Source organism: Nocardia amikacinitolerans (genome assembly GCF_900215415.1).
Lineage (GTDB): Bacteria > Actinomycetota > Actinomycetes > Mycobacteriales > Mycobacteriaceae > Nocardia > Nocardia amikacinitolerans.
The window spans coordinates 271582-287524 of record NZ_OBEG01000002.1; the positions used below are offsets into that span (position 1 = coordinate 271582).

General features: G+C 67.7%; 16 protein-coding genes. 12 read left to right on the forward strand and 4 right to left on the reverse strand.

The window, feature by feature from the left end; all coding sequences use genetic code 11:
• The first annotated feature begins 197 nt into the window (after positions 1–197).
• The 7 genes from CRP45_RS09535 to CRP45_RS09565 all read left to right on the forward strand — a co-directional run bounded on the left by CRP45_RS09535 (position 198) and on the right by CRP45_RS09565 (position 8296).
• Positions 198–1619 (forward strand): WS/DGAT/MGAT family O-acyltransferase, encoded by a 1422-nt coding sequence (locus CRP45_RS09535; protein WP_097244806.1) that lies wholly within the window; start codon positions 198–200, stop codon positions 1617–1619.
• Between the two features lie 13 nt (positions 1620–1632).
• Positions 1633–2181: a DUF6912 family protein gene (locus tag CRP45_RS09540; protein ID WP_067789322.1), complete on the forward strand. Its 549-nt coding sequence runs from the start codon at positions 1633–1635 to the stop codon at positions 2179–2181.
• A gap of 107 nt (positions 2182–2288) precedes the next feature.
• On the forward strand, positions 2289–3425 hold the full coding sequence (locus CRP45_RS09545) for a ferredoxin reductase (protein ID WP_097244807.1): 1137 nt from the start codon (positions 2289–2291) through the stop codon (positions 3423–3425).
• Between the two features lie 106 nt (positions 3426–3531).
• A complete protein-coding gene (locus tag CRP45_RS09550; RefSeq protein ID WP_097244808.1) occupies positions 3532–4971 on the forward strand; it encodes a fatty acid desaturase in 1440 nt (479 codons plus the stop codon).
• Between the two features lie 99 nt (positions 4972–5070).
• Positions 5071–6345 carry a fatty acid desaturase family protein gene (locus CRP45_RS09555; RefSeq protein WP_097244809.1) on the forward strand — a complete coding sequence of 425 codons (1275 nt, stop codon included), beginning with the start codon at positions 5071–5073 and terminating at the stop codon, positions 6343–6345.
• Between the two features lie 65 nt (positions 6346–6410).
• Positions 6411–7103 carry a 5,6-dimethylbenzimidazole synthase gene (bluB, locus tag CRP45_RS09560; RefSeq protein ID WP_179830830.1) on the forward strand — a complete coding sequence of 231 codons (693 nt, stop codon included), beginning with the start codon at positions 6411–6413 and terminating at the stop codon, positions 7101–7103.
• A gap of 419 nt (positions 7104–7522) precedes the next feature.
• A complete protein-coding gene (locus CRP45_RS09565) occupies positions 7523–8296 on the forward strand; it encodes a hypothetical protein (RefSeq protein WP_143861394.1) in 774 nt (257 codons plus the stop codon).
• Positions 8297–8489: 193 nt separating this feature from the next.
• On the opposite strand, the gene CRP45_RS33270 is transcribed toward CRP45_RS09565, so the two are convergent.
• On the reverse strand, positions 8490–8822 hold the full coding sequence (locus CRP45_RS33270) for a hypothetical protein (RefSeq protein WP_143861395.1): 333 nt from the start codon (positions 8820–8822) through the stop codon (positions 8490–8492).
• Here CRP45_RS33270 and CRP45_RS09570 point away from each other — a divergent pair.
• The gene (locus CRP45_RS09570; protein WP_097244812.1) at positions 8809–9597 is read left to right on the forward strand and encodes a hypothetical protein; all 789 of its coding nucleotides are present in this window, start codon (positions 8809–8811) and stop codon (positions 9595–9597) included. The two genes, CRP45_RS33270 and CRP45_RS09570, sit on opposite strands and share 14 nt — an antisense overlap.
• Before the next feature lie 82 nt (positions 9598–9679).
• On the opposite strand, the gene CRP45_RS09575 is transcribed toward CRP45_RS09570, so the two are convergent.
• On the reverse strand, positions 9680–10972 hold the full coding sequence (locus CRP45_RS09575) for an acetyl-CoA C-acyltransferase (protein ID WP_097244813.1): 1293 nt from the start codon (positions 10970–10972) through the stop codon (positions 9680–9682).
• Between the two features lie 355 nt (positions 10973–11327).
• On the opposite strand from CRP45_RS09575, the gene CRP45_RS09580 reads away from it, so the two are divergent.
• The 4 genes from CRP45_RS09580 to CRP45_RS09595 all read left to right on the forward strand — a co-directional run bounded on the left by CRP45_RS09580 (position 11328) and on the right by CRP45_RS09595 (position 14271).
• A complete protein-coding gene (locus CRP45_RS09580) occupies positions 11328–12032 on the forward strand; it encodes a helix-turn-helix domain-containing protein (protein WP_097244814.1) in 705 nt (234 codons plus the stop codon).
• A gap of 10 nt (positions 12033–12042) precedes the next feature.
• On the forward strand, positions 12043–12477 hold the full coding sequence (locus CRP45_RS09585) for a hypothetical protein (RefSeq protein WP_143861397.1): 435 nt from the start codon (positions 12043–12045) through the stop codon (positions 12475–12477).
• Positions 12478–12580: 103 nt separating this feature from the next.
• The gene (locus tag CRP45_RS09590; RefSeq protein ID WP_245910034.1) at positions 12581–13105 is read left to right on the forward strand and encodes a hypothetical protein; all 525 of its coding nucleotides are present in this window, start codon (positions 12581–12583) and stop codon (positions 13103–13105) included.
• A complete protein-coding gene (locus CRP45_RS09595) occupies positions 13102–14271 on the forward strand; it encodes an MAB_1171c family putative transporter (protein ID WP_097244816.1) in 1170 nt (389 codons plus the stop codon). The genes CRP45_RS09590 and CRP45_RS09595 overlap by 4 nt, the downstream gene beginning before the upstream one ends.
• On the opposite strand, the gene hpf is transcribed toward CRP45_RS09595, so the two are convergent.
• Together hpf and CRP45_RS09605 are read right to left on the reverse strand one after the other, a co-directional pair.
• Complete coding sequence (gene hpf, locus CRP45_RS09600; RefSeq protein ID WP_372507955.1) at positions 14258–14950, reverse strand: ribosome hibernation-promoting factor, HPF/YfiA family; 693 nt, start codon at positions 14948–14950, stop codon at positions 14258–14260. The genes CRP45_RS09595 and hpf overlap by 14 nt on opposite strands.
• Before the next feature lie 310 nt (positions 14951–15260).
• The gene (locus CRP45_RS09605) at positions 15261–15923 is read right to left on the reverse strand and encodes a ComF family protein (protein ID WP_097244817.1); all 663 of its coding nucleotides are present in this window, start codon (positions 15921–15923) and stop codon (positions 15261–15263) included.
• Between the last annotated feature and the right edge of the window lie 20 nt (positions 15924–15943).

Consider the following 15943-nt stretch of genomic DNA (forward strand, 5'->3'; position numbering starts at 1 on the left):
ATACGATGGCAGACGTCCGGCGCGCCGTCGGCGGCGTGCGATCGGACCGAACGTTCCCGCAACACCCCGGCACGCGGACGGGCAAGAGCAGTGCGGCTCGTGTTTTTTCGCTGGATATGCCACAGGATCCCCCACCTTTCGGTTGTCGCGAACGACAATGAAGCGGGGACACGGCATCGGAAGGAGCACCGGGCAGCGTGATCACGCGTTTGACGCCGCAGGACGCGGCGTTCTATCGGCTCGAGTCGAGCAGCAATCCGATCCACATCGGCTCGCTCGCGATCGTCCGCAACGCCGACGAGGGCCACCTCGACGGCGAACCGGCCCTCGACTACGACCGCCTGGTCGATCTCGTGGAGAGCAGACTCTCGCTTGTCCCGCGCTACCGGCGCAAGGTGCGCGAGATCCCGTTCGCGCTCGGCAGGCCGGTGTGGGTGGAGGACAGCCGCTTCGACATCACCTATCACATCCGCCGCTCCGCGCTGCCGAGTCCGGGCACCGACGAGCAGCTGCACGACCTGGTCGCGCGGCTGGCCTCGCGACCGCTCGACCAGAGCAAACCGCTGTGGGAGATGTATCTGATCGAGGGACTGACCGAGGGCCGCTGCGCGATCTTCACCAAGACCCACTCGGCGCTGGTCGACGGCGCGAGCGCGCTGGAGATCGGACACGTCATCCTGGACAACAGTCCCTCGCCGCGCGGTCTCGCCGACGACTCCTGGGTCGCGCCGCGCGAACCCACCGACGTGGAACTGCTCGTCGGCGCGCTCACCCATCTGGCTGCCCAGCCGCGCGAGGCGCTGGAGGTGGCGCGCGACGCGAGCGCCGACGCCTTCGCGATGATCGGCGCCGCGGGTCGCGCGGTCGACTCGATCGTCTCGGCGGTGCGCACCGCGGCCATCGGCGCGCCGGACAGCCCGCTCAACGCGCGCACCTCGCGCAGCCGCCGCTTCGACGTGGTGCGCACCGACCTCGGTGACTACCGCAAGATCCGTCAGCGCTTCGGCTGCTCGACCAACGACGCGATCCTCGCCGTGGTCACCGGTGCGCTACGCAACTGGCTGCTCTCCCGCGGCGAGGCGCTGATCGAATCGACCACACTGCGCGCGGTGGTGCCCATGTCGGTCTACGTGGAGGGACCGGACCACGATCGGCTCGAGCCCGCGAGCGAGGTGTCCTCGTTCCTGTTGGATCTGCCGGTCGGCGAGCCCAACCCGGTGATCCGGCTCTCGCACATCGCGCACGCCACCGAGGCCAACAGCAGGACGCGGCGCGGGGTGCGGGCGCGCACGCTGGTGCACATGGCCGGGTTCGCTCCGGCCAGCCTGCATGCGATGAGCGTGCGGGCGGCGAGTACGTTCGCAGAGCACACGTTCAACTTGGTGATCACCAACGCGCCGGGTCCGCAGACGCCGATGTACATCGGCGGCGCGCGGATGCTGGAGATGTATCCGGTGTCGCCGCTGCTGCGCAATCAGGCCTCGAGCATCGGGATCACGTCCTACGACGGACGCGTCTTCTACGGACTCAACGCCGACCGCGACGCGATGGCCGACATCGAGGTGCTGGCCGCCGCGGTGCACGAGTCCATGGAGGAGATGCTCGGTGCCTGCGTCTGATCAGAAGAACACCATGCGGGTGTACGTGCCCGCGACGGTGCCGATGCTGCGCGAGCTGGTCGCCGAGCGGGAGCTGTTCCCGATCGGCGGCACCGCGTTCGCGGTCACCCCGGCGCTGCGCGAGGCCTACGCCTCCGGCGACGACGAGGAGCTGGCCGAGGTCGCCATGGCCGAGGCCGCCCGCGCCTCGCTGCGCCTGCTCGCCGCCGAGCGCGAGGCGATCGTCGAGGACATCGAGGACGGCGAACCCGCTGCCGCGCGACCGTCCGGCGGTCCTGTGTACCGGCGGGCCGTGATCGCCGCGGACGTCGTCGGCGCCAAACTGCGGCCCGACCTCGACGACGCGGTGGTCAAGCTCGCGGGTCCGATCGGCTACGACCGGATCGCGTCGATCCACGTCGACCTGGCCGAGGCCGAACCCGAGGTGGCCAAGGCGGTGGACGTCGTCGACGCGGCCGATCTCGGCGACCCGGACGCGGAGTTCGTGCTCGGCGACGCCGAGGACCACCAGCTCGCCTGGTACGCGGCACAGGAGCTGCCGTTCCTGCTCGACCTGCTCTGAGGCGTCGGGTCGCGGTCGGAGCTGCCCGCTAACCTACGATGCCGTAACCTAGCCGGGAGCGACCCCGACGGCGGTCGCCACCTCGACAGAAAGACGAAACGGCACCGATGGTCTTCAAGAATGTCCGGGACTGGCTCGAAGCGCCCGCGGCGAGCGTCGCCGACCGCGGTGGTCGGCTCAACGTGTTGCGCGGGGCCGTCGCCCGGGTGACCACACCGCTGCTGCCCGACGACTACCTGCACCTGGCCAACCCGCTGTGGTCGGCGCGCGAGCTGCGCGGCCGGATCGTCGACGTGCGCAAGGAGACCGCCGATTCGGCGACCCTGGTGATCAAGCCGGGCTGGGGCTTCGACTTCAAATTCCAGCCGGGCCAGTACATCGGCATCGGCCTGCTGGTCGACGGCCGCTGGCACTGGCGGTCCTACTCGCTGACCTGCCCGCCGGACTGGAACGCCCCCGAGCACGGCGGCAAGCGCCTGATCTCCGTCGCCGTGAAGGCGATGCCGGAGGGCTTCCTGTCCAGCCACATCGTCGGCGGGGTCAAGCCGGGCACGATCGTCCGGTTGCAGGCGCCGCAGGGCGGGTTCGTGCTGCCCTACCCGCCGCCCGCCAAGGTGCTGTTCCTCACCGCGGGCAGCGGCATCACGCCGGTGATGTCGATGCTGCGCGCGATGGACCGGCGCGGCTCGGTCTCCGACGTCGTGCACCTGCATTCCGCGCGCACCGCCGAGGACGTGATGTTCGGCGACGAGCTGCGCGCGCTGCACGACCGGCACCCGAGTTTCCAGTCGCACCTGCACCTGACCGGCGAGCACGGCAAGTTCAAGCTCGCCGACTTGGACAAGAAGTTCCCGGACTGGCGGGAACGCGACACCTGGGCCTGCGGCCCGGCCGCCATGCTGGACGAGATCGAACAGCACTGGCGGGAGGCCGGTCTGGCCGACCGCCTGCACGTGGAGCGGTTCGAGATCGAGCGCTCGGCGGTCGGCGAGGGCGGCACTGTCAGCTTCGGCAAGAGCGGCCGCAGCGTCACGGTCGACGGCGCGACCAGCCTGCTGGAGGCCGGCGAGTCGGTCGGGGTTCAGATGCCGTTCGGCTGCCGGATGGGCATCTGCCAGACGTGTGTGGTGACCTTGAGTTCCGGACACACACGCGACCTGAGAAACGGCGACGAGCGCCGCGAGGGCGACAAGGTGCAGACCTGTATCTCCGCCGCTGCGGGTGACTGCACGCTGGACGTGTGATCCGCCGGATCGGGACGTCCGCGCGGTGCGCACCCGCGGACCACACCGATACCGCCTCAGACACGGGTACCCTCGACCCCATCAGTCGAGCAGAGAAGGGACTCCGGTGGCCATCACCGATATCCAGACGTTCTCCCACCTCACGGCAGCCGATATCGAGACCCTGGGGCAGGAACTCGACAGCATCCGGCGTTCCGTCGAACTCTCCCGCGGCGAACGCGACGCGAAGTACATCCGCCGCACCATCGCGGCCCAGCGCGGCCTCGAGGTCGCCGGGCGCGCGGTGCTCTTCGGCAGCCGCAACCGCTGGGCCTGGCTCGCCGGCACCGCGCTGCTCTCGGTCGCCAAGATCATCGAGAACATGGAGCTCGGGCACAACATCAGCCACGGGCAGTGGGACTGGATGAACGATCCGGAGATCCACTCCACCACCTGGGAGTGGGACCAGACGGGTCCGTCGTCGCAGTGGCGGCGCGCGCACAACTACTCGCACCACACCTACACCAACGTCCTCGGCAAGGACGAGGACCTCGGCTTCGGCATCCTGCGGATGACCCGCGACGAGGAGTGGCGCCCGATCCACCTGGTGCAGCCGCTGGCCAACCTGCTGCTGGCCGCCACCTTCGAGTGGGGCATCGCGCTGCACGATTGGAGCATCGAGAAGGAGCTGACGAATACTCCGAGGCGGGAATTGCTGTCGGCGCCGAACCGGGAGTTCGCCCGCAAGATCGCGCGCCAGGTGAGCAAGGACTTCCTGCTCTACCCCGCCCTGACCGGACCGGCGTGGAAGTCGACGCTGAAGGCCAACGCCACCGCCAACCTGGTGCGCAACCTCTGGGCCTACGCCGTGATCTTCTGCGGTCACTTCCCCGACGGCGCCGAGAAGTTCACAATCGAGCAGCTCGAGGGCGAGACGCAGGCCGAGTGGTACCTACGCCAGATGCTCGGTAGCGCCAACTTCAAGGCCGGGCCCGCGATGGCCTTCATGAGCGGCAACCTCTGCTACCAGATCGAGCACCACCTGTTCCCCGACCTGCCGAGCAACCGGTACCCGGAGGTCGCCCAGCGGGTGCGCGAACTCTGCGACAAGTACGACCTGCCCTACACCACGGGCTCGCTCGGCAAGCAGTACCTGCTCGCCTTCCGCACCATCCACAAGCTGGCGCTGCCGGACCGGTTCCTGAAGCGCACCGCCGACGACGCGCCGGAGACCTCCTCGGAGCGCAAGTTCGCGGGCATCACGCTGCCGAACACCGAGCGCTGGGCCGACAACAACTCGGTGTTGACCGATCCCGAGACCGGGCAGCGGCGCGGTCTGCGTTCGGCGTTGCACGAGGCCAAGATTGTGCTCGAGGAGAAGGCGCGGCACGAGAAAGAGGTGTTGCGCGAGGCCAAGCGAGCGCTGAAGGACAAGGCGCGCCAGGAGAAGGAGCTGCTGCGCGAGGCCAAGAACGCCCTCCAAGAGAAGGCGCGCGTCGAGCAGGCCGCGCTGCGGCAGAAGACCGAGCGAGCCAAAGGTTTTCGCCTGCACCTGCGGCGCGCCTGATATAGCATCCGGCCGTCGCGTTCGCAATGCGAGATTTGCCACGGTAGCTACGCGATTCTCGTAACCTACGGTGTCGTAACTTACGGTACTGTAACCCCCATGGCGATCTCGGATGTCAAGGAATACGCGCACCTCACCGCCGCGGATGTGGAGGCGTTGGGCGCGGAATTCGACGCGATCCGGCGGGAAATCGAATCCTCGCGCGGCGAATCGGACGCGCGGTACATCCGCAATGTCATCAGGCTGCAGCGCGCGCTGGAGATCAGCGGGCGCGCGGTCCTGTACGCCGGTTTCCTTCCGCCCGCCTGGCTCGCCGGCGTAGCGCTGCTCGGCACCGCCAAGATCATCGAGAACATGGAGATCGGGCACAACGTCATGCACGGGCAGTGGGACTGGATGAACGATCCGGAGATCCACTCCAGCTCGTGGGAGTGGGACAACACCGGCCCGTCCAAGCACTGGAAGCACACCCACAACTACCTGCACCACAAGTACACCAACGTCCTCGGCATGGACGACGACATCGGCTACGGTTTGCTGCGGGTCACCCGAGACCAGCGTTGGAAGCCGTTCAACATCGGCAACCCGGTCTACAACCTGCTGCTGCAGCTGTTCTTCGAGTACGGCGTCGCGATCCAGCACCTGGAGCTCGGCAAGCTGGCCGCGGGCCGATACAAGCCGGGCACCCCCGAGCGCGCCGAGTTCGAGCGCAAGCGCAGCGAGGTGCTGAACAAGGTCGGTAAGCAGGCGCTCAAGGACTACGTGGTCTTCCCGGCGCTCACCGGTCCCCTGTTCTTCTCCACGCTCACCGCGAACCTGGCCGCCAACATGATTCGCAACGTGTGGTCCAACGCGGTGATCTTCTGCGGCCACTTCCCCGACGGCGCGGAGAAATTCACCAAGGCCGACATCGACGGCGAGACCCAGGCCGAGTGGTACCTGCGCCAGATGCTCGGCAGCGCCAACATCTCCGGCGGCCCGATCATGCACTTCATGACCGGCAACCTGAGCCACCAGATCGAACACCACCTGTTCCCGGATCTGCCGAGCAACCGGTACGCCGACATCGCGGTCCGGGTGCGCGCGCTGTGCGACAAGTACGACCTGCCCTACACCACGGGATCGCTTCCCGTGCAGTACTTCAAGGCGTGGCGCACCATCCTCAAGCTCGCGCTGCCGAACAAGTACCTGCGCCACACCGCCGACGACGCCCCGGAAACCGCCTCCGAGCGCAAGTTCGGCGGCAACGCCGTCGCCACCATCGACCCGGTCACCGGCAAGCGCCGCGGCCTGCGCACCGCACTCGCCGAGGGCAAGCGGCGGTTCGCCCGCCGTGCGGCTCGGCCGGAGCACGCTCTCCAGCTCGCGAAGTAGGCGGATCTCGAGCACAGCGGACCGGCGGGTGTGGACCCGCCGGTCCGTTTTGGTTGACTGAGGCGGTGAGTGCTGATCGCCTGAGTGTCTACGAGGCCATTCGGTTGCGTCGCGATGTGCGCGCCGAATTCACCGGGGAGCCGGTCGACGAGGACACGCTGTGGCGGATTCTGGACGCCGCGCATCGGGCGCCGAGCGTCGGCAATTCGCAGCCGTGGGATTTCGTCGTGGTGCGTGAACCGGACACGCTGCGCCAGTTCGCCGATCATGTGGCGGGCAAGCGTGTGGAGTTCCGCGACGCCCTACCGCCGGAGCGGGCAACGACTTTCGAGCCGATCAAGATCGAGGGCATCGTGGAGAGCGGCACCGGCGTCGTAGTCGGCTACGACCACGACCGCGGCGGACCGCAGGTGCTCGGCCGCGCGACCGTCCACGAAACCGGCGTCTACTCCACGGTTCTCGCGATCCAGAACCTCTGGCTCGCCGCCACCGCCGAGGGCATCGGCGTCGGCTGGGTGTCCTTCTACGACCCGGAATTCCTCGCCGAACTGGTCGGCCTACCGCCCGGCATCCGCCCCGTCGCGTGGCTCTGCGTCGGCCCGGTCCACGAATTCCAAACGGTCCCAGACCTCGAGCGCTACGGCTGGCGCACCGGCCGCCCACTGTCCGAAGCGGTGCACCGCGAAACGTTCGGCGCGACCGGAATTGCCACTGAACCGTCAACGAATATCGCGGCGACAGAGACCATAGCGCCCTGACCGATCAAGCAACCGCAGCTACGTTGAACCGGTCAGCAGCGACAACCAGCTCGACAGTGCAATAAGAGAGCTTGATCGAGGTCGTAGCAACAAGGCTGGTCGACTCGGGCGACAGGCGTCGGAGCCGACAGCGCGTCATCTCATCCACATCGCGCTAGCACTCACTGCACACGATGAGCGACACGGCCGGCCGCCCACGGACGGTGCGGTCCGCTCAGATCGCGGCTCAGTGGGTGATCGCCGGCTGATACCGGTCGTTCGGGTGCCACCTGATCGACGCCATCGATTGGCCCTCTGGTGGTGAAACGCAGTAGTTTTCGGCTATCGCAGATGTGAGGGGGAGTTCGATGTTCAGAAATCGACTGGTCTACAGCGGCCACTACCTCGTGAACTTGGCTTGGTCGCGCGTACACTGCCGGGTGAGTATTCGGGGACGCTCGGCGGACCTGGAGCGTGCCGACCGCGCGTTGATTGCCGCTGGCTGGGAGCGGATTCGACAGTTGCCTGATGGTGATGACCTGTATCAGCGAGATATCCGCGGTTCCTTGTCTCACTGGGCAACCGAGAATGCGGCACGGCGTGTCCACACGATCCTGATCGATGCGCATTCTCAGGCCCGGATCACCGCGGTGTCCCTCGAACGAATTCGATACCAGAACCTCGTGTTCGAGCATCAGACACCGCCGCCCAACGGACACTTGGAACACGGTGATCGTGTCGACCGGCTCGCGCTGGCAACCATATCGAGTACCGGCGCGCAGCCTGCGGCATCGGTACCTGGCTCGTTGGAGCGCTTGCAGGAGTCGCTTTCTCGGAATCCGCGGCTGGTGGCATCTGCTCTGGTGTCGACGCTCGTCGGCATTGTGCTGGCGCTGTTGTACCTGCCGGAACCCGATGCCGCGTCCGATCTTCCACCGTCCTACGTTCCTCCGGTCTCCGTGGGCGCCATCATGGTGGGCGCGGTTCTGGTATTGCTCAGCTGTCACATGGCTGTCGATCGGATCCGCCTGGATAAGGTATCGCTTGTTGGCGATCAGCGTCTTCCGATCTGGGTTCTCGGCCAAACACCGGCGCGGTTGCTCATCGGTGACCATGAGCCCTCAACGGAAGCCAAATCCGCGATCAGCAATATCCGCACAGTCGCCGGAAACTCGTCCTACATGATCAAGCACGACAACACCGCGTGCAGCTGACGAGAATCGTTGAACCCCGGCCCTTACAAGCGGAACGGGCTGGCGACCATCGTGGTCGAAGACCACGACCGCAGTGGTGCGCGTGGCCAGGACTCGGATGCCCGTTGAACACGATCTGCCGGTTATATGGAGTACCCGGTCGACTGTACTGGCATGCGGCATCGATGCTCCGGCGTCGACTTGCCCGAAATCGTCAGTCTGGAGCGACGGCGCCAGCAATGATGGCCCGATGGGCAAGAACCCCGCGCAGCTGAACCAAAGGCAGGTCGACGTTCTCGGATGGGTACTCGATGGGTGCCCCGATGGTGTCTACACCGACCATGAACACCGAATAACCGCGCGAGCCCTGGAACGCCGTGGACTCATCACCATTAGCGGAAAGGGGGATACTTGGGCAGCATCGATTACCGACGCTGGTCGAAAGTGGCATGCGGCGCCGCCGGCGGGTGTGTTGCCGGATGAGTCGGACGCGGATCAGCTGATCGCGCGAGTGCTGGCGGCCGGCGGGCAGCTTGTTCTCCCGCATCCTGCAGGCAATCGCTACCGAGGCCGCCGCCCGCGGCCTCGAGGCCATGACGCCAGGAGCTGCCGCGAAGGACACGGACCGATACCAAGCGCGCGACCTGAACAAATCCCACCTGGCATTGCGGACACCAGCCGGGGTCTACGGTATTCAGATCAAGGAGATCGCGGCGAGCGGCGCGCCGAAAGTAGATCCGGGCTGGTGGAAAGAACGTAAGGCGATGCCTGGGTGGATCAGGCACCGTGGGTGGGAGTTCATCGGCACCGGAAAGCTCGAACTCATAGTGCGCGGACCAGGCAGCGGCTACGACGGCGACCACTACCGTGACGCGAAGACCATCCCTGTCGAAGCCAAGCTCCCTGAGGTATTCCGTGCGTTCGAGATCCACAAGCTTCGCGCCGACTGGCACAAGCAGGAGCGTGAGCGTGCGAAGGCCGAACGCCAGCGGCGCTGGGAATCGGCGATGGTGGTCGCGAAGAAGCGATACTTCGAACACGCCCGGTGGGAGCATTTCAAAGATCGCTCGCGCGAATGGCAGTCCGTCAACCAGCACCGCCGGTTCCTAGCGGCGGCCGGAGAAGCTCTCGGACAATACGACGGAGCCGACCGTGAAGCCATCCGGCGACAACTCGACGAGGCTGAACGAACCGTGGAAATGCTGGATCCTGTCCGGCAGCTGTCGAGTATCGTGCCCAGCCTGTCGGAGCCGAAGCCCGATGATCTCAAACCGTTTCTTCAGGGCTGGAGCCCACATGGTCCAGACGGATCGCATTGGTGATCGAGGCCGGCCCGGGAACCGACCTCGACCAAAGGTGACCTTCACCGCGCATGACACGGTGCAGGTCACCTTCGGTCGGTGATCAGACCCGCTCGAGCACGGCCGAGGCGCCGATGCCGCCTGCAGCGCAGATGCCGAGGAGGGCGGTGTTCTTGCCGGTGCGGGCGAGTTCGTTCGCCATCGTGGTGACCATGCGGGCTCCGGTGGCGCCGAAGGGGTGGCCGAGGGAGACGGAGCCGCCGTGCACGTTGAGTTTGTCGATGTCCACGGTGCCGACGGCGGTGTCGCGGTCCAGCCGAGTCTTGGCCCATTCGTCGCTGGCGAGCGCGCTCAGCACCGAGAGGGTCTGCGCGGCAAAGGCTTCGTGGATGTCGACGAAGTCGATGTCGGACAACGACATTCCGGCCTTGTCGAGCGCGCGCGGCATGGAGATCGCCGGGCCGATGAGCACCTGATCGGTGGGATCGACGCTGACGTAGCTCCAGGAACGGAACGCGGCCAGCGGGCGGTAGCCGAGCTCGCGTGCCTTCTGTTCGCTCATCAGCAGCACCGCCGAGGCGCCGTCGGTGAGCGGACTGGCGTTGCCCGCGGTGACCGTGCCCTCCTTGGCGAACACCGGCTTCAGCTTGGCCAGCTTCTCGACGCTGGTGTCGGCGCGGACCAGACCGTCGCGCTCGATGTCCACCCCCTCGGGCGTGCGCACCCGCAGCACCTCGTCGTCGAAGCGTCCTGAGGCGATGGCGGCCGCGGCGCGCTGGTGTGAGCGGGCCGCGAACTCGTCCTGTTCGGCCCTGCCGATGCCGTGGATCCGCGCCATCTTCTCGGCCGACTCCCCCATCACCTCGCCGGTGGTGCGCTCGGCGATCTTCGGCCTGCTCGGCAGGATGTCGGTGAACGGCGCCAATTGCGCTGCGGCGGAAAGGTAGTCCTTCACCTTCGGCTTGCCGAGCGCAAGCGGCGCGCCCGCGTGCACCAGCTTCTGCGGCAGCTTCACCTCGGCGTTGCTGGTGGAATCGCTGCCGCCGGCGATCATGATGTCGTATTCGCCGCGTTCGATCGCGGCCGCCGCGGCGGTCACCGCCTGCAAGCCGGACGCGCACGCCCTGGTGACGGTGTAGCCCTCGCACCCGGGATCGAGGCGCAGATCGAGCGCGATCTCCCTGGCGATGTTGGGCGCCGCGCTCGGCAGGATCACCCCACCCCACACGATGGCCTGCACTTGGGCGCCGGGCAGCCCGGTGCGCTCCAGCAGGCCGCGCACGGCGGCGTCGGCCAGCGCGATGGAGTCCATCCGGGTGAAATCGGTGAACGCGCGCACGAACGGGGTGCGGGCGCCGGACACGATGACGGCACGGCGAGCGGCGTCGGAAGCCATGCGAATTCCTTTCCAGAGACGTACACCACAAACTTACTCTGAAGTAAGTTTCCGGTCCACGCTCGCACGGGAAAACGCCTCCCCGCACCCCTCCGGGCGGGCAGGCTTTTCGTCCCGAGCCGCAGGCGGCTCAGCGATCCCCTCCAGATGCCGCTGAGCCGGCCTGCGGCGCGCCGTTGCGCTAGCAGGCCGGGCGCCCGTCCCGACGAACGCCCCTGCTCGTCCCGGAACCGCTTCGAGTGGTCGGCACGCGCATCCGACGCAGAAAGAACAGTAGCGTTCTTTCGACCAATTTTTCAAATCTTTTCTATGAAGTTGTCATTACCGTCCGGTAAGGCCTACTATGAGGCCCACTATGAGAAGCCCTTCGGAGCTGTCGCGGCAGAAGCGCTTCGGCCGAATCATCAAGGAACGCCGAGACGAGCTCGGCCTCACCCAGCTGCAGATCGGCGATCTGGGTGGGCCATCGGCGCCGACGATCCGAAAGATCGAGGACGGCGACGCCGCGATCAGCACCCACACGCTGAACAAGCTGGACGCACCGCTGCGCTGGCTGCCGGGCAGCGCGGCACGCACCTACGCGGGCGGCTCGCCCGCGGTGCGGGAGGCCGCATCGGGCGAACACGCCACCGACGAGTCGATCGTCGCAGGCCCGACGTCGATCCGTTTCGACATCTCCGACCTCACCGGCCTGCTCGCCGCGACCGGCAGGCTGACCGACGCCGTTGAGCGCGGCCAGACCTCCGAACCCGCTGTGGTCGAGGCGATCTCGGACCTGAACCGGGTGGTGTCCCGGCTGTCCGCCCGCTACGCGACGGTCATGCTGGAACGCAACGGCGGACCGGGCCGCCAGCTGCACCCGCTGGTGGAGATGGCGTTCTCGCACCTGCTCGAGGTTCCCGCCGAAGCCGACGACGCGACCGAGTTCGAGGAGCGCCGTTACCGGCGCTGGCTCGCCGGTCGCTCGGAAAACGTGAGCCCCGCGACCGAGGCCCAGTTCCGGGCCAGGTGGTTGGCCGCCAACAGCACGACCGCGCCGAATCGCAACGGCAAGCACTGAGGTGATCGACATGACCGAGGCCGCGCACCTGCCGCTGAGCCACAAGATCAACCGACTGTTCGCGGTGATGCACCCGCGCTCGGCGCCGGAACGCAGCACCGAGTCCGTCGCCGAACAGGTCAGCGACCAGCTGGACCGCGCGGTGGCGGCCAGCTACCTCGAAGAGCTGCGCGAAGGTCGCTTCGACGACGAACGCGACGGCGCCACTGTCGAATTCGAGGTCCTCGCGGCGATCGCGAGTTGCTTCGGCGTCGCGCCGCGCTATCTGACCACCACCGGGCAGGCCGCCGCGAGCATCGACAGGGAACTCGAACTGCTGGCAACCATGCGCGACGCCAACGTCGCGAGCATCGCGCTGCGCGGCTCCGACGTCGACCGGGCGATGCTCGCCCGATTGATCCGCGGCACCGAGGATTCCGCCGAATCGGGCGCTCCGGCGCACTGACCTCGCGGCGACGGCCAGTGGGTCGCCCGCGGCGCGCCGTCCTGGGTACCATTCTCAGCTACACGGGGCGGGACCGCGGAACTGCTGTAGGAGATCGCATCGCATGGCCGGTATGGACACCCGGTTCCGGGAGCTTTCCCGGCACGTACCGATACCGCACCCGTGGAATCTGAACACCTATCTCGATACCGTCGCCGAGTTCCGTGACCGCCCGATCACCTTGCAGCCGGTGGACACCGCCGTGCTCGCGGGCGCGGGCTGCGGCACCGGCAGCGGATTGTGGATCGCCAAGCGGGACAGCGATGTGATCGTCTACGGCGCCGACACCACCGAGTGGCACGCCGAGCACATCATCGCCCACGAGCTCGGTCACATGCTGCTCGGCCACGGCCCGGAAGCGGAGCCGACGCCGAGCGACCAGACCGCGCACACCCTCGCGGCCGTCGCCGAACTGCTGCCCTCGATCTCACCGGAATCCATCGCGCACGTGCTCGGCCGCACCGACTACGGCACGAGCAGGGAACGCGACGCCGAGACCTTCGCCGACATGGTGATGCTGCAGGCGATGCGGCCGCCGCGCCGCGACTCCCTGCTGCACCGGACGTTCTTCCGCGACCGTCGTAGGTGAACTCCCCCGTACCGGGGCTGATCGCGGCGCCGCTGATCGGATTCGTCGCACTGGTGACCGTCGGCCGGTGGGCGCTGCTGCACCGAACCACCACCGACCGGCTGCTGAACCGGGCGCTGGCGTGGGCGGCGGCGGGAATGGTGCTGCTGGAGCGCGGCATCGCGCCGCGATTCGGCAGCCTCATGCACCAACTCTCCATGGGCTGCATGCTCTTCACGATCATGAGCGCCTACGGCGTTGCCATGCTGTGGGCGGGTGCGGACCCCTCGGATGCGCGACGACGGCAGCGCCGCTACGACCTGATCGCCGCCGCGTGCGCCGTCGTCATCCTGGTCGTCGGCACACCGGCACGACACGAAGGGACGCTGCTCGGCCAGACGCCCGGCGTGTGGTCGGCGATCTCGGCGCTGGCGTTCTGCCTGCCCGCGATCGCCTGCGGTCGCGTGATGGCGACCGCCCTGTGGCGGGAACTGGCTCGCGAGGACACCAGGCGGCGGGAACGGCTGGTATACGGCGCACTGCTCGCGGCGTTGGCGATCGGCGCGTGCAGTCTGCCGTTCTCGGCGCTGCTCTTCGGCGGGATTCTCGGCGACGCCGTGCGCATCGAGGATCCGAACCTGATCCGCTGGGCCTGGCCGAACTTCACCGTCATCGTGGTCAGCGCCGCCGTGCTCGCGGTGCCGCTGCTCGGCGTGCTGGTGACACGCGCGGGCTGGGACCGGTCCCGGCGCTACTGCCGACGGCTGCGCCCGCTCTGGACGGACGTGACGCGTGCGGTGCCGGAGATCGTCCTCGACCTCACGGCGACCGGGCAGGACGAACCCGAGGTGCGACTGATCCGGATGACGGTGGAGATCCGCGACGCCCTGCTGCACCTGAACAGGTATGCGCCCCACGATCTTCCGATGCCGGCCGGAGCGAGTCCGACGGAGCGCTACGCGCGGCGGATCGCGCACGGGATACGCGCCAAGGCCGACGGACACGGTCCCGCCAACGCCGCCGCGAGGACCGCGGCGCCCGCCTCCCGCGACCTCGATTCCGAACTCCGCCAGCTGCTGGAACTGGCACGCGCGTGGCCGCGAGCGCGAACCGGTACGGAGACCAAGCGGCCGACGCCCGCGAGGGCGTCGGCCGGGCTCTTCCGACGGTTGGCTATGCGAGCCTGATCAGGCCGTAATCGAAGGCGTGACGCCGATAAACGACCGACGGTCGGTCGGTCTCCTTGTCATGGAAGAGGAAGAAGTCGTGCCCGACGAGTTCCATCTGGTAGAGGGCGTCATCGACCGTCATCGGTGTCGCGGTGTGCTCCTTGGTCCGCACGATGTGGCCCGGACCGGCCTCGTACTCGGGTTCTTCCTGTTCGGCGCGCTCACCGGGGTGCGCGTGCGCCTTGGAGGCTTCGTCCGTCAGAGTGAACAGCGAATCGTCGACCAGGTCGGCCGTGGCCTCGGCGACCGAGACGGGGGTCTTTTCCCCGTAGTGGACCCGGCGCCGGTCCTTGATTCGGCGCATTCGGCTCTCCAGCTTGGCGGTCACCGACTCGAAGGCGGCGTAGAAGCTGTCCGCGCAGGCCTCCGCCCGTACCACCGGGCCCTTGCCACGCGCGGTGATCTCGACGCGCTGACAGGCTTTGCGCTGACGACGGTTGCGTTCGTGGAACAGCTCGACATCGAATAGGAAGATCGACGGGTCGAAGCGTTCGAGACGGGAGAGTTTGTCCGCGACATAAATTCGGTAATGGTCAGGAACCACGACGTTGCGGCCTTTCACCACGATGTCGGCGCGAGTGGCCGGTGGTTGGTCCGCTGCGGGTTGCTCTGTCGCATCCAGGGCGCCGGCATCCAGCACCGAAGGATCTGCGTCTTTCACTGAAGGACGTGAAGAAGTCGTCACGCGTACCTCCCGGATCTGGCCGCACGGACCGATTTCCCGTGCGGCGGGATTGAGCCGTGCCGAGCGGAATCCGGAGGTCTTGGGGTGCGCGAGAGCCGTTGGTTGTCAGACAGGCTGACGCCTTCGGGCTTGGCTCACACCGGGGATTCGCACGACACGAAGTTGTCCGAGGCGCCACCTCCAAACTCTCGGTTCGGGTGTGTGATCGCGACGGTAGTACGCCAACCGGCGGTCCGCCAGTGTTCACGCAAATTTCCCGGAGTCAAGCAGAACACGTCACCAGGACGGCACTTGTTTCGACTCCGGCCCCGCGGAGCGCGCGCACCGATTCGCGGGCTGTCGCGCCGGTCGTGAGGACATCGTCGACCACGACGACCTCGGTGTTCTCCCCGCCCCGCAGGCTCGCGAGTGGCCCGCGCCGCACCGAGACCCTGCCGCGCAGATTGTGTTGTCGCTCACCGGGTGTCAATCCCACCGAATCGCGCACACCCCACCACACACGCAACATCGGCACCACCCGGCAATCCGGTAGCCACCCCGCCGCGGCATGCGCCGTCCGCAGCACCGGATCCCCACCGCGGCGCCGCGCGGAGGCTCCCCGGCTCGGCGCGGGCACCACCACCAACACGCGATCGGGCGTTCGCAATCCGGAGAGACCACGCGCCATCGCCAGCCCGAGCGGCGCCGCCAGATCGCGGCGGCCGCGCTCCTTGGCGGCCAGCACCGCGCGGCGCGCGGGACCGGCGTACGGGGCGAGCGCCCAGCACGGAACGCCGGGATCGGTGCGCGGACGCACCCGCGTCGGACCGCCCGTCAGCGCCGCCGCGCAGTCCGCGCACCAGCCGACGCCCACGGCGCCACAGCCCGCGCACGAAGCGGGCAGCGCCAAGTCCAGCAGGGCGGCGAGGTGTTCGGCGGCTCCCATGACCGAAGTGTGCACCCGCC